Genomic DNA, 14005 nt, shown 5'->3' with positions numbered 1-14005 from the left:
ATCTATATAAACATCAATACTATTAGGAGGTATGACCGATGTTATCAAAGGAAAAAAATCAATTAATTACACAAACAGATCCTGGCACGCCGATGGGAGACCTGTTTCGCAGATATTGGATCCCTGCTCTACAATCTGATGAATTAGAAAGTGACGGAAAACCAAAACGGGTAAAATTACTAGGCGAAGATTTGGTAGCCTTTCGTGACACAGAGGGAAAAGTAGGTTTAATTGATGAACGGTGTCCGCACCGAGGAACTTCCTTATATTATGGGATTAATGATGGATGCGGGATTCGCTGTATGTATCATGGCTGGAAATTTGACACAGATGGAAATTGTACAGAAATTCCTTCCGAAGCAAAAGACGGTAAATTTAGACAATCAATTAAATTAAAGAATTATCCGATAAAGGAAGTAAGTGGGATTATATGGACATATATGGGCCCTGAAGAAAAGCAGCCGCCATTCCCTTATTTTTATTGGATGGGGCTCCCTGAGGAAAATATATTAGTAGAACGAGTGTGGCAGGAATGTAACTATCTGCAAGTGATGGAGAATGATGTTGACTTTGTTCACGCTGCATTTTTACATCGGGCTCACGGGTCCCAGGCAGTGGAAGAGGGAATTTTAAGTACGGATTTAGGCATTGATCCAAACCATCCGCTTGTGAAAAATCCTCCCGTTAAGCAGGCAGTAGAAGATACGAACTATGGCAAGCGCTGCGTAGCAGTAGGGATTGGCGATGAAGAAAAAAATGCTTTTATGGAAATACACTACATTTTTCCTTTTTACACGTTTCCACCTCGGTTCGACGGAGAAGATGGAATGTGGCACGCTTTTATTCCGCGTGACGACTACAGTACGTGGGCGTGGGATGTACAGTTTGCCCATGACCGGCCGATTGACGTAGAGGCACAGCATGACCGCAGAGGGTTAGTGTTGGATGAGAACTTACGTAAAGTTAAAAATCTTGAAAATGAATACGGTCAGGATCGAGATTTACAAAAAACACAAAATTTCACAGGTATCCGCGGTATAGCAAACCAAGATCATGCTGCGACAGAGACAATGGGGCCGATCGTGGACCGTTCTAACGAGCATCTCGGGACCAGTGATCTCCCAGTCATTCAGATGAGACGTTTGCTGTTGCAACAGGTTCAAGCTTTACAAGAGGGTCATGAACCGTTTGAACATCAAAATGATTCATTAAAAACATTATATAGTGATGGTATCTATGATGATAAAAACAAACAATGGAAGGAAGCACTTCCTTTGAAGGAGCAATTTGCGAAGAAAGAGAAAGCGACGAAGCAATAATGAATGAAAAGAAATACAACGGTTATCAATCCTTTTCTTATTTAACGGCTCATGCAGACTATACCTTGTATGAATTAGATGATGATATAAATCGAACTCCTGACCATTCTCCTCATTTAACATCGGAGGAAGAAGAAAAAGTAAGCGAACTGTTTACAAAACATCCAATTGTATCATTAAGGGATCATGGGTTTATTGTTCCTAAGCAATATGAGGACATTCTTCCTTACTGTAGTGAACTGCACACCGCCTTCCACTATGAAGGGATCGCTCAATCAGGAATTGATGTAATCTTTGAAAATTTCATGGATGGTATTGCGGCCCTCACTTCAAAAAACGGATTGAAATGGGAGGATGTTATTTACTTGTTAGGTATGAGATACGCAGATATACAGAAGCAGGATACTGTATATCTTGCGTACTCTTATAATGATCTAAAAACAGCTAAGCGCCGAAAGCAAACAGCTTTGCTCCCTTCGTTGGAAGCTGCCAATATTTTAGAGAATGAAATAGATCGGGTTGATATTCTTTATGGATTGGGGATTCGCTGCATGGGGATTACATATAACGAATCCAACACACTAGGTTCTGGCCTTGCTGAAAAGAAAGACGGCGGGTTAACTAATTTTGGCCGTCGCGTCATCGAACGAATGAACAAACTAGGAATGCTTATTGATATCTCTCACTGTGGGGATGAGACTAGTTTCGATGTTATTGAGGCGAGCAGTGATCCCGTTTTAATGACCCATGCTGGGGCCCGTACTCTCTGGAATACGCCACGAATGAAACCTGACGATTTGTTGAAAGCATGTGCCGAAAAAGGGGGTCTTATCGGGGTATGTGCAGCGCCAAACACGACATTGACCAAAAGTTCACCCGAGCACACGCTTGAGTCAGTCATGGAGCATTTTGAATACATGAAAGAGCTGGTAGGAATTGATCATGTCGGACTGGGTCCGGATACTTTTTACGGTGATCACACTGCTTTGCAATACGCTTTTGACAATAGGCTGCGGATTTCAGATTCGCATAGCGGCGAAACGTTCGAAACCTCCTCCTATGTGAAAGGGTTAGAGAACCCGACAGAAGCAATGAAAAACATGATCAGTTGGCTTGTGAAACAGCAATATACCCAAAAAGATATCGCGAAAGCAGCAGGTAAAAATGCGATGAGAATTATGAAAAAGGTTCTTAAAGATTAGGCAAGGGGGGATGTAGGTAGTGGTTGATAGTGACAGAAAAGTAGCTGTAGTGACTGGTGCTGTTCAAGGACTTGGACTTGCAATCGCTTCTCGGTTTTTGACTGAAGGAATGAACGTCGTATTTATCGACAACAATGCGGCTGAATGGGAAAAAACCAAGCAAATGGGCCCTTTAGATGTGACGGAACCCGATCGTTTCATGTTTTTAGAACTTGATGTTTCAGACGTGTTATCTATCCGAAAAGGCGTTGATCAAGTAATAGAAAAATGGGGTCGCATTGATGTGTTAGTCAATAATGCTGGCGTGCGAAAAGAAACGGCTGTAGAGGATGTCACGGAAGAGGAATGGGATCTGATTCTTTCAGTGAACCTGGGAGGGACGTTTTTCTTTTCACAGGCTGTCCTTGACATCATGAAAAAGCAAAAACAAGGACGTATTATTAACGTGTCCTCTTTTGGCGGTCAAGCAGGACCGTTAACATCCGGCGCTCATTATTGTGCTTCTAAAGCTGGCCAGTTGGCGTTAACGAAAGTCTTTGCCCGTACTTTATCTGCACACGGGATTACGGTTAACGCAATTGCGCCGGCAGCTATCGAAACGCCGGAAATGGAAAAAATTGACCCGGCAAAGCTTGAAAAAATGAAGGAAAGTATACCAGTGAAACGATTTGGTGAAGCCGGTGAGGTTGCAGAAATGGCTGCTTATTTAGCCTCCGAAACTGCTGGTTACATTACCGGCGCAACTTTCGATATCAATGGTGGCTTATTAATGAGATAACAAAAAAAGGAGTTGAAAGAAATGGGAGAAATGAAACACGACGCACCGAAAGTACCTAAACCGTTACGAGTGTTTATGACCTTTGAATCGACGGGATGGTTTGACACGACACAGGAGCAGAAGGAAAAGGACATCCTGCCCGAGCTCTTTCGCATTCTCGAAGAGTGGAAGCAGAACGGATCTGAGTTATTGGCAACGTTTGATCGGGATATTTTAACCGCTGGACATGCAGGTCCGGGAAATTGGCACGCTTGTTTTCTATATAACATTCCAGATTTGCAAACGGTTACAGATATGACACATTCTTTTCGGGCAGCTGGTCTGGACCGGTATTTTCGATTGGAAGCATCCATAGGGCGTCCCTTTTTCCTTTTAGAGAAGCAATAAAACCAACGATAAGACAGCGGAGTGCGGGCGCTGGCTCGCATCTCCCTAGCCGAACAGGCGGGCATTGAGATGCTCATTAACATTCAGAGGGGAGAAAAAAATGAAAAAAGCAATCTATGCTTTTGTCACGACTTTAATGGTTTTAATGGTAACCGCTTGCGGAGGAGAAGATTCCGGGGCTGGAGCAAATGAAAGCAGTGCTGCCAAGGATGGAGAAAAGATTAAGCTCTCGTATGCTTTTTTTGCTCCAGCTAATACATTCCCAGCTGTGCAAATGGAAGAGTGGAAGAGACGCTTGGAAGAACGGACAGATGGTCAGGTGGAGGTTGAACTGTTTCCAGGCGGTTCCTTATTAGAAGCTAATAACATGTACGAAGGGGTGGCAAGCGGGACGGCAGATATCGGACTCAGCTCTACTTCCTACGAACCTGGACGCTTTCCGTTACTAGCTATCTCTGATATGCCATCAGGATATGCGAATGCCTTGTCTGCGAGCAACGTAGTAGCTGATCTTGTTGAAGAATACCCACCTGAAGCATTGAAGGATTATAAAATTATAACGACATTTGCAACGGAGCCCGCCTACATTCAAAGCAGCGATCCCGTTACGTCCTTAGAAGATCTTGATGGGCAGCAACTGAGAATTGCCGGAGCTTTAACGCCGATTATGGAAGAGCTTGGAGCAGCCCCAGTTGGAATGTCACAATCGGAAGTCCCGGAAGCACTGCAAACGGGCATTGTAGATGGATATGTCTCTTCAAGAGAAATTTTAAAAGATTCGAAGCTTGCTGAGATGGTTGGGTATACGACTGACTATCCATTAGCTCTAAACACCTTCATTGCAGTCATGAACAAAGATAAATGGGAAAGTCTTCCTGAGGATGTTCAAACAGTGATCGATGAATTAAACAGGGAGATGACCGAGTTTACAGGTGAATATTTGGATAATCATGTTCAAGAAGCGATTGAATGGAGTAAAGAGAACCATGGTCATGAAATTGTAGAGTTAAAGGATCAAGGGAAATGGGATGACAAGTTAGAAAACATGCAAAAGAAATATGTAGAAGAAACGAAAAACGAAGGTCTTCCTGCTCAGGAATACTATGAAAAGATGAAAGAATTAATCGAGAAATATAACACGGACAGTGAATAAGTCATCTCAATGAGGAGGGAGAACAAAATTGGAGGATAAACATACCACTTCGTTAGAAACGGAAATCCCTCACATCCCAGTGGAAAAGCAAGTTGACAGGATAGAAACATCGAACACATTTTTTAAAATAATTGATAAGAGCAACCAAAGCCTGGCCGTTTTGGCCGGGATTGCTCTTATTTCCATGATGTTGTTAGTTGTTTTTAATTCCATAAAGCGAATATTTTCTGATCCGATAGCAGGTACGGTAGAAATGGTCAGCTGGCTTGGTGCCATTACGACTATTTTTTCACTTGGTTATGCGCAACTTCATAAAGGGCATGTATTTATTGATTTGCTATTCAAGAAGCTTCCCAAACTACTACAACACGTGCTACACACTTTTATGAACGCCCTCAGTATTATCTTTTTCAGCATTGCTGCATGGCAGATTACGATTTACGGCATTGACCTGATGAATAATGGCGTTGTCTCCCAAACGATGAGAGTACCATTTTATCCGATCGTTATGTTTTGTTCGCTCGGGTTCTTGAGCCTGCTGTTGGCACTAATCAAAGAGACCATTCTCATCTGGAAGGGAGGGGGGGCATGATGGACGCAAATGTGTTAGCGCTGCTCGGAATTGTTGTTTTGTTTCTATTGATGTTTTTGCGGATGCCAATAAGTTTTGCGATGTTCATCGTCGGTTTCGCTGGGGTTCTGATTTATGCTTCGCCTGGTGCAGCTTACAATCTCTTAAGTGCTGATTTGTGGAACCAATTTTCAAGTTACTCTTTAAGTGTCGTCCCACTCTATATCTTAATGGGAGAGGTTATTTTTCGCACAGGCGTTGCTGAAAAACTGTTTAATTCTGCTTATAAGTGGATTGGTCACTTTAGAGGGGGGATGGCTAGCACGACAATTTTAGCGAGTGCTGGTTTTGCCTCTATCAGCGGTTCAAATTCTGCAACGGCAGCCACGATGGCAACCATGTCTATGCCGGAACTTGACAAATATAACTATAACAAAGCCCTTAGCACAGGAAGCATTGCCACCGGCGGAACGCTTGGAATTATTATCCCTCCGAGTACGGTACTCATTGTACTGGCATTGCAGATGGAGCTGTCTGTGAGAGATTTATTTATTGCAAGTATCGTTCCCGGTATTTTCCTTACCTTGTTATTGATAGCAACAGTTGTCTATTTGTGCCGGATTCATCCGGATTATGGACCAGCAGGTGAACGATCGACGATGAAAGATAGATTAGCATCTTTAAAAGATGTAGTACCGATCATGCTGCTATTTGTCTTTGTTATTGGCGGACTCTATCTAGGTTGGTTTACACCAACCGAGTCAGGTGCTTTCGGTGCTTTTGGAGCGATTGTACTTTCACTTGTAATGAGAAAATTGACGTGGGACCGATTTAAAACAGCCATGGCAGGAACACTCAAATCGTCGGCAATGGTGTTGATGCTGGTAGTGGCAGCAATGGTGTTCGGGCGGTTTTTGGCTATAACGAGGCTGCCGTTTGCGGTTGCTGAGTGGGTTAGCGCTCTACCGGTGGCTCCGGTATTTATTTTAATAGCAGTGCTCCTTATTTACGTCATTGGCGGAGCTATCATGGATGCACTTGGCTTCTTGATTATCTCTATCCCCATTTTTTATCCGACAGTTTTAGCGCTTGGTTACGATCCGGTATGGTTTGCTATCTTGCTTTGTGTTGTTACTAGCCTAGGTGCGATTACCCCGCCGGTTGGTATAAATGCTTTCATCGTGCAAGGAATTACCCCTAACACCCCGGTAACCACCGTTTTTAAAGGGACTACTTACTTTTTTATTACGTATGTCATTTTCATCGGTCTGTTGATATTATTCCCGCAGATTATTTTGATTTTCATTTAAAGGAGGCATTAACATGACATTACGTGAATTTTTGACCGGTATTTTAGAAGAAGATGACATCGATCGTTTAACAGAAGAACCGGCTTTTTCTTTTCTATTAGAGGAGATGGAAGAGGGGGATAATCTTTGAAGGAACTATTATTTGCGGATATAGAAGATGTCAGCCATTTAATAAAAAACAAAGACATTTCACCTGTTGAATTGGTTAATGCCACGATCACCCAGATTGAAGAATATGAACCAACTCTAAATGCTTTTATAACCGTGATGGACAAGGAGGCATTAGCCGCTGCTGAACAGGCAGAACAAGAGATTTTGCAAGGCACTTACAGAGGAAGTCTGCATGGTATTCCGATCGCGGTGAAGGATATGTTGCAAACCAAAGGCACAGCTACTACTGGTGGTTCCAAAATATTTGAAAAGTGGGTGCCGGAAGAAGATGCTGTTCCTGTACAGAAACTAAGAGAATCTGGAGCTGTGATCATAGGAAAAGCCAATTTACATGAATTCGCGATGGGAGCGACAACCGAGAATCCTCACTTCGGAAGTGCTAAAAACCCGTGGAATATAAAGAGGATTCCAGGAGGCTCAAGCGGCGGCTCTGCTGTAGCAACAGCAGCTGGCATGGCTTTTGGAGCATTGGGAACAGATACGGCAGGGTCTATCCGGCTTCCGGCAGCAATGTGCGGAACGGTCGGTTTTAAGCCAACATACGACTTGGTAAGCCGTAAAGGAGGGTTTCCGTTCAGCTGGTCACTTGATCACGTAGGACCAATGACGCGAACGGTAAAAGATGCTGCTATCATACTGGACGCAATCAAGGAGAGGTCTCCAAAACGATCGCCACATTTGCAATTAAATAAACCATGGACAGACTTAACAGGAGTGAAACTTGGTTTCCATGAGGGTTATATGTTTGCCGGTATCGAGCCTTCGGTCAAGAAAGTAGTAGAAAAGGCATTTTCCCGGTTATCAGAGCTAGGGGCAGAAATTGTGCCGATTGAACTGCCTATGATTGATGAAGCACTCGACGCATTAAAGGTTATTGCTCAATCTGAAGTGATGGCGTTTCATCAACCATTATTAAAAAAGTACGAGGCGATTTACGGTGATGACTTGAAGTATCGGTTCCAATTTGGCAGTGATATAGCGGCAACGGATTATATTCATGCTCAGCGGGTAAGAAATCAATTTATTAAACAGACACTGGAACAAATGACAAGTTATGACGCGCTGGTTGGGCCGACTAATGTGCAAGAGCCGTTTGAAATTGGCACGATGGTCCCTAAACAAGCAATTAGCAACATGTTTACACTTGGTAAAACACCGCTTGCGAATATATTAGGTTTTCCTGCTTTATCCGTAGCTTGCGGGTTTACAGACCACCACCTTCCTGTTGGTTTACAGCTGATTGGCAAGCCATTTGCAGACAAAAAAGTCTTAAATATTGGGAACTGTTATGAGCAGTCAGAGAGCTGGATGAAAAAGTTGGCAGAAAATGAGCATTATCCGAAGCTTACCAAATCAGAAAAGGTGGGGAAAGAATGAAGGGACGAAAAAAGAAACAAAAGAGGGCCTATGTATGGTTCTTTGTGTCGACGGCATTGTTAATATTCCTAGTTGCTTGTGGAGGCGGGGAAGAGAAGTCAGAAACAGCAGGTGCTGAAAACGAAAAAACGATTAAATTGTCGTATGCTTTTTTTGCGCCAAGCGGTACGTTTCCGGCGGTGCAAATGGAGAAATGGAAAGAAGAACTGGAGAAAAGAACGGATGGACAGGTAGAGATTGATCTATTTTTTGGTGGTTCATTATTGGAAGCCAATAACATGTTTGAAGGGGTGGCGCAGGGAACTGCTGACATAGGGCTTACTTCCACAAGCTACGAGCCAGGACGTTTTCCACTAATAGAAATATCTAACCTACCTTCAGATTATCCGAATTCCGAGGTGGCCAGCCAGGTTGTACATGATTTAATTGAAAAATATCCTCCAGAGGCTTTAAAAGATTTTAAAATAATCACGTCATTTGCTACAGAACCTGCCTATATCCAGAGTATTGACCCGATTTCCAACTTAGAGGAATTGTCAGGCAAGCAATTACGAATTTCGGGAGGTTTGACTCCTGTTATGGAAAAGTTAGGGGCCGCTCCTGTCGGAATGTCACAATCCGAAGTTCCGGAAGCCCTGCAAACAGGTGTAATTGAAGGGAATGTATCATCGAGAGAGGTATTAAAAGACTTTAAACTCGCTGAGACGGTTAAACACGTTACTGACTATCCCCTAACTGTCACCTCGTTTGTGGCCGTTATGAATAAGGATAAGTGGGAAAGTCTTCCGGAAAATGTGCAAAAGGTAATTGATGAGTTGAATGCGGAAATGAGTGTGTTTACAGGCAAGTATTTAGATGAGCACGTGGCTGAAGCGATGGAATGGAGTAAAGAAGAAGAGAGCTTAAAAGTAGTAGATGTTACCGAAGCAGAGAGAGATAAATGGAACGAGATATTATCAGGTATTCAAGAAGAAGCAGTTGAGAAAGCAGAAGAACAAGGGCTCCCAGGAGAAGAATATCGAGATCATCTATATGAATTAATTAAAAAATATTCGGAATAAAACAAAAAAACAGGAGGAATGTATAAATGGATATTACCGTACTTGGTGGAGGAAATGGTTCGTATGCTGCAGCGGCGGATTTATCAGAGAAGGGACACAAGGTTCGCTTATGGCGCCGAAATGATAAAGCATTTAAACCAGTATTAGAAAAACAGGCAATCTCAGTTAGTGATTCAAAGGGACGTAGAGACATCCACCTGCATTTAGCTACCTCCAATTTAAAAGAAGCAGTTACAGGTACGAAGCTGATTGTTATCCCGCTACCGGCATTTGCCCAGCAATCACTAGCCAAGCAACTTGCATCAGTCCTCGAAGACGATCAGGTGATCTTTCTGCCACCTGGAACGTTTGGCAGCTATGTCATGGCACAAACGCTTGTAGAAGAAGGATGTCAATCTAATGTCATTTTTGCAGAAACCGGCACACTGCCATATTTGGCAAGAAAGCATGATGAGCAGACAATTTCGTTATCAGGACGGGCAACGCGCCTGCCGACAGGCGTTTTTCCTAGTGAGAGGTCGGAGTACGCCTTCGAGATTTTACAAGAAGCATTCCCTGCTATTGAACCAATCCAAGATGCCCTCGATGGAGCCTTAATGAACGCGGGACCTATTATTCATCCACCGCTTATCATCATGAACGCAGGTCCTATTCAGCATTTTGATAAGTGGGATATCCATGACGAAGGAACACAACAGGCAGTCCGAAGTGTACACACTTCCCTTGATAACGAAAGAATGAAAATTCGTGAAGCTTTAGGATATAACAGTCCGCATTTTCCGCTTGCTGATCATTATAACGAAGAGGGAGATGAATGGATGTATGGGGACGGGGCGCATGAAGAACTTGTTGACGGAGAAGATTGGTATGAACCGCTTGACTTAAAGACCCATCGTTACATGACAGAAGACATTGCTTGCGGGCTTGCTTTTCTCGTGTCTCTAGGGGAGTGGCTAAATATTGAAGTACCAACAGCTGCTGGCTTATTAGCGCTTGCCTCCAGCATAACGGGTGAAGATTTTCGCAAAACAGGCAGGACCATGGAAAATCTGAAACTACATGATATCTCGAAAGAGCAGTTGAAGGATTTATTAACAAAAGGAAGCACACAGTATGAAGTCCAATAGAGAGTTAATCGCAATAGCCGGGGCAGGCCGTATGGGAAGAGGGATCGCAATTACATTTGCTTATCAGGGGTATCCTGTACGACTGATTGATATTAAAGAGAGGAGCAGCAAAGAATACCAACGCCTAAAGACGAGTGCCTTTGTTGAAATAACGAAACATTTGGAGATATTAGCCTCGGGGTCTGTAATAGAAAAAAACGACATTTCCGCTATACTAAACAGAATTGAACTTGCCCCGATTGAAATGTACGAACCACAATCATGGGAACAGGTGGACATTTTATTTGAAGCGGTGCCTGAAATAATTGACGTAAAAGAATCTGTTTTCACTCGTATCTGCCCGCAGTTAAGCGAAGATGCATTAGTTGCTTCTACTACGTCATCCTTCTCAGTTAACGAATTAGCAGATTTTATTAGTAACAAAGAAAGATTCATGAACACGCATTGGTTAAATCCTGCCTATTTAATTCCTTTGGTTGAAGTAAGCCCGGGGAAAGATACGGATCAGAAGTCATTACAGAAAATGTTTCAATTACTTGAAACGATTGGGAAAGTTCCTATTAAGTGTCAGCCATCACCTGGATTTATTGTACCGAGAATCCAAGCACTCGCCATGAACGAAGCTTCCCGTCTAGTGGAAGAGGATGTAGCATCTGTCGAGGACATCGATAAGGCATCGCGAGTTGGCTTCGGTTTGAGATTTGCGGTTCTCGGGCTACTAGAGTTTATTGACTGGGGAGGGGCAGATACACTATTCCATGCGAGTAACTATTTACGGGATACACTGCAGGATGATCGTTTTGCCCCGCCTGAAGTGATTGAAGAAAAAATGGCAGACGGAGAAATCGGCATGAAAACAAAGAAAGGCTTCTATTCGTTTTCAGATCAAGATATCGATGCCTATCAGGCGGAAACTCTCAAGAAGTTTATAGATTTGTTAAGGCATCTTGGTTTTTTAGGAGTGGATCATAATGAAAAAGCGGGAAGCCGGGTGCCGTAAAGATTCATCGAGAAGGAGAGAAAGCAGTATGAGAATAAGCCATACTTTTCAATTACTTTTTTTGATAGGTTCCATCTTGTTTTTCTTATCGGCTTGTTCGGAGTCTGAAGAAGCCTCATCGGAGGGAGGAAAAGGAAGCAGTACAGAGTCTGTTACATTTAATGCGGTTAGTTTTTTAGCTAAGGACCACCCCTTAACAGAGACATTACATGATTGGGTAGAGACTGTAGAGGAGGCAACGGATGGGCGCGTACAAATAAATTGGCGGGGCGGAGCGGATGTTATCCCAATAGGGGAGCAATTCGAAGCGATGCAGTCGGGCGCCATCGATATTAACTTTACGTATATTGGCCAGTATCAATCCCTAGCTCCCGAATCGTTAAGTATCCCTCTATCTCAATTAGAACCATGGGAGGAGCGTGAAAGCGGATTTTATGACTTTATGGTGGAGCGACATCAAGAACTTGGGGTCATGTATTTAGGCCGTTGGCTGACTGGCTCCCCGCGGTTGTGGCTGAATGAACCGATTGATCAAGTTTCTGACTTAGAGGGGATGTCGGTTCGCTCAGCACCAAACTACAATCGTTTCTTTGAGGAATTAGGGATTAATTCAAAACTAATTGACCCGTCAGAAGTTTACACTTCTTTACAAACTGGGGTAGTAGAAGGATTTGTCTATGGAGGGTTTAGCGGACCACGTAAAGATGGCTGGACTGATTCCACGAAATATGTGCTCGATCATCCATTCTGGACACAAAACTGTGTGATTTTAATGAATGATGATAAATGGAGTGAGATTTCGGAAAAGGATCAGGAAGCCATTATAAACGCCACTGGGGAATATGAGAGGCATATGGTAGATTATTATGAGAAAATGGATCAAGAAGAGATTGAGGAGTTAAAGGCAATCGGAGTGGAGTTAATTGAGTTGCCTAAAGAAGAGGCAGAAAAATTTCTACAGACAGCTTATGATACGGAATGGAACTACGTAGAAGAGCAAGTACCAGAACTTGCAGAAAAACTTCGCGAATTAACAACGAAATCCGAGTAGCCATGCGATGAGCTGATTGATATAGATCAGCTCTTCTTTTTTTATCGTTATTTATATCATGCTGTCAATAATAACTTTGGCAAATGGGGTTATGGTATGAAGCGCTGGACGGCACAACATCTGTACCTTCTATATTCTACGATTCTTCTACTTTTTATCGTGAATTATTTCATTGAGAGTGACATTTTAGGATACGCCGTCGGTGCAGCGGCGATCCCAATGCTCGTCATATCTTTTTTTGGAGCGAGCAGGTTGTTCCAAGTGTTAGGAATTATCTTCAGTTCGGTAGGGCTGCTATTATTTTTTTACGAAGGGACGTCATTATTAGAAATCCCGCTATTTATGACTTCTACTATGCCATTACTGTCATTTTTAACCGTGCTTCCGTGGATGACAAGTGTTGTATATGCAGGGCGGTTTCACCTTAGACTGAATGATTTATTAAATAAAGATGTGTCTGACTTGGGAAAGTTCTATCCAAGAAGTTCTTTTACCGCCTATATCTTTACAACGTTTATGAACTTATCAGCACTTACACTTTCTCAAGAAGTGCTAAATGAAAACATGAAAAATCTTTCGAGAAAAATAAAAGAAGCTTTTATCAGCCGGACCACTTTACGGGCTTTTGCTTGCGCGCAAGCTTGGAGCCCGATGGAAATCATTGTAGCGATCACTGTGGATTCCACGGGAGTTCCTTTCTTTTCTTATTTACCGTGGCTGTTGCTTTGCTCCTTGGTGGTTATCTCCCTTGATTGGTTATTCGGGAAGCGGCAGTTTACGTCCATTCCTTATGAACCGGCAGAGAAAACAGCCACTCATCATGCTGGAATGCGGAAAATAGCTATGGAGATTGTTAAGCTGTTTGTTGCTCTCTTTCTTTTCCTTATAATAGTCGTGACAATTGGCAATTACTTTCACTTGGACTTTATTCTTTCTGTCACGTTTGTAATTATACCTTTTTCGATTATATGGGCAATGGTATTGAGAAGAAGGAAGAGTTTTTGGGTGATTGGTTGGAATGAGTGGAAAAGAAAGACGAATGGGATGCAGAACTTTGTCGTTCTGTTTTTGTCTTTGGCCTTTTTTTCCAATAGTTTAAATGAAACTGCTTTTAATGAGCTCGTGCAGAAGCCGTTTCTCGCATACATGGAATACCCACTTATTATATTTATTTTTATTCAGCTTATGTTTCTGTTAATGGGGTTGATTGGAGTACATGCAATCGCGACCATTGGTGTTTTAGTTGCTGTTTTAGAACCGTTATATCAAGTAGTTAATCCGATTAGTATTGGGATTGTTCTAATTACAGGAGCATTAGCCACAGCAACGGTAGGTCCTTACGGTGTGACCATTACCATGACCGCGATGAACACTGATCAGAACCCATATCGGATTACGCTGCGAAACCTTCCTTTTGCTCTTTTCTATGCTTCAGTGGGATTACTATTAGGAGTATGGTTATTATAAGAGGAAACTGCGGATGCAGGAAGAGGGGGTG

At 42.8% G+C, this 14005-nt stretch carries 13 protein-coding genes; all 13 read left to right on the top strand.

Going from position 1 to position 14005, the window contains the following annotated elements; genetic code table 11:
* Nucleotides 1-38: 38 nt before the first annotated feature.
* The 13 genes from LOR49_RS08325 (at nt 39) to LOR49_RS08265 (ending at nt 13974) form a co-directional block, all read left to right on the top strand.
* Nucleotides 39-1319: a Rieske 2Fe-2S domain-containing protein gene (locus tag LOR49_RS08325; protein ID WP_240375967.1), complete on the top strand. Its 1281-nt coding sequence runs from the start codon at nt 39-41 to the stop codon at nt 1317-1319.
* Nucleotides 1319-2521 (top strand): dipeptidase, encoded by a 1203-nt coding sequence (locus LOR49_RS08320; protein WP_240375966.1) that lies wholly within the window; start codon nt 1319-1321, stop codon nt 2519-2521. The genes LOR49_RS08325 and LOR49_RS08320 overlap by 1 nt, the downstream gene beginning before the upstream one ends.
* 19 nt (nt 2522-2540) lie before the next feature.
* Nucleotides 2541-3299 carry an SDR family NAD(P)-dependent oxidoreductase gene (locus LOR49_RS08315; RefSeq protein ID WP_240375965.1) on the top strand — a complete coding sequence of 253 codons (759 nt, stop codon included), beginning with the start codon at nt 2541-2543 and terminating at the stop codon, nt 3297-3299.
* A gap of 21 nt (nt 3300-3320) precedes the next feature.
* Nucleotides 3321-3686: a hypothetical protein gene (locus LOR49_RS08310; protein WP_240375964.1), complete on the top strand. Its 366-nt coding sequence runs from the start codon at nt 3321-3323 to the stop codon at nt 3684-3686.
* A 100-nt stretch (nt 3687-3786) separates the two neighbouring features.
* On the top strand, nt 3787-4839 hold the full coding sequence (locus LOR49_RS08305) for a TRAP transporter substrate-binding protein (protein ID WP_240375963.1): 1053 nt from the start codon (nt 3787-3789) through the stop codon (nt 4837-4839).
* Nucleotides 4840-4867: 28 nt separating this feature from the next.
* Complete coding sequence (locus tag LOR49_RS08300) at nt 4868-5431, top strand: TRAP transporter small permease (RefSeq protein WP_240375962.1); 564 nt, start codon at nt 4868-4870, stop codon at nt 5429-5431.
* Nucleotides 5428-6720, top strand: a complete 1293-nt coding sequence (locus LOR49_RS08295) for a TRAP transporter large permease (protein ID WP_240375960.1) — start codon at nt 5428-5430, stop codon at nt 6718-6720. The genes LOR49_RS08300 and LOR49_RS08295 overlap by 4 nt, the downstream gene beginning before the upstream one ends.
* Nucleotides 6721-6846: 126 nt before the next feature.
* Complete coding sequence (locus LOR49_RS08290) at nt 6847-8268, top strand: amidase (RefSeq protein WP_240375959.1); 1422 nt, start codon at nt 6847-6849, stop codon at nt 8266-8268.
* Nucleotides 8265-9329 (top strand): TRAP transporter substrate-binding protein, encoded by a 1065-nt coding sequence (locus LOR49_RS08285; protein ID WP_240375958.1) that lies wholly within the window; start codon nt 8265-8267, stop codon nt 9327-9329. The genes LOR49_RS08290 and LOR49_RS08285 overlap by 4 nt, the downstream gene beginning before the upstream one ends.
* 26 nt (nt 9330-9355) lie before the next feature.
* Entirely contained in the window at nt 9356-10456 is a 1101-nt protein-coding gene (locus tag LOR49_RS08280) for an NAD/NADP octopine/nopaline dehydrogenase family protein (protein WP_240375957.1), read from the top strand.
* Entirely contained in the window at nt 10443-11456 is a 1014-nt protein-coding gene (locus tag LOR49_RS08275) for a 3-hydroxybutyryl-CoA dehydrogenase (RefSeq protein WP_240375956.1), read from the top strand. Before LOR49_RS08280 ends, LOR49_RS08275 begins: the two co-directional genes overlap by 14 nt.
* Complete coding sequence (dctP, locus tag LOR49_RS08270) at nt 11428-12507, top strand: TRAP transporter substrate-binding protein DctP (RefSeq protein ID WP_240375955.1); 1080 nt, start codon at nt 11428-11430, stop codon at nt 12505-12507. Before LOR49_RS08275 ends, dctP begins: the two co-directional genes overlap by 29 nt.
* 96 nt (nt 12508-12603) lie before the next feature.
* The gene (locus tag LOR49_RS08265) at nt 12604-13974 is read left to right on the top strand and encodes a hypothetical protein (RefSeq protein WP_240375954.1); all 1371 of its coding nucleotides are present in this window, start codon (nt 12604-12606) and stop codon (nt 13972-13974) included.
* The last annotated feature ends 31 nt before the right edge of the window (nt 13975-14005 follow it).

Origin of the sequence: Bacillus piscicola (assembly GCF_022458745.1) — a bacterium.
GTDB lineage: Bacteria > Bacillota > Bacilli > Bacillales > Marinococcaceae > Alteribacillus_A > Alteribacillus_A piscicola.
This window is presented reverse-complemented; position numbering and strand designations above follow the sequence as displayed.

What these genes read in the sequence shown, in the direction of transcription:
- LOR49_RS08295 (WP_240375960.1), top strand. Translation starts at nt 5,428, where the DNA reads ATGATGGACGCAAATGTGTTAGCGCTGCTCGGAATTGTTGTTTTGTTT.
- LOR49_RS08305 (WP_240375963.1), top strand. Translation starts at nt 3,787, where the DNA reads ATGAAAAAAGCAATCTATGCTTTTGTCACGACTTTAATGGTTTTAATG.
- dctP (WP_240375955.1), top strand. Translation starts at nt 11,428, where the DNA reads ATGAAAAAGCGGGAAGCCGGGTGCCGTAAAGATTCATCGAGAAGGAGA.
- LOR49_RS08265 (WP_240375954.1), top strand. Translation starts at nt 12,604, where the DNA reads ATGAAGCGCTGGACGGCACAACATCTGTACCTTCTATATTCTACGATT.
- LOR49_RS08320 (WP_240375966.1), top strand. Translation starts at nt 1,319, where the DNA reads ATGAATGAAAAGAAATACAACGGTTATCAATCCTTTTCTTATTTAACG.
- LOR49_RS08285 (WP_240375958.1), top strand. Translation starts at nt 8,265, where the DNA reads ATGAAGGGACGAAAAAAGAAACAAAAGAGGGCCTATGTATGGTTCTTT.
- LOR49_RS08325 (WP_240375967.1), top strand. Translation starts at nt 39, where the DNA reads ATGTTATCAAAGGAAAAAAATCAATTAATTACACAAACAGATCCTGGC.
- LOR49_RS08280 (WP_240375957.1), top strand. Translation starts at nt 9,356, where the DNA reads ATGGATATTACCGTACTTGGTGGAGGAAATGGTTCGTATGCTGCAGCG.
- LOR49_RS08310 (WP_240375964.1), top strand. Translation starts at nt 3,321, where the DNA reads ATGGGAGAAATGAAACACGACGCACCGAAAGTACCTAAACCGTTACGA.
- LOR49_RS08275 (WP_240375956.1), top strand. Translation starts at nt 10,443, where the DNA reads ATGAAGTCCAATAGAGAGTTAATCGCAATAGCCGGGGCAGGCCGTATG.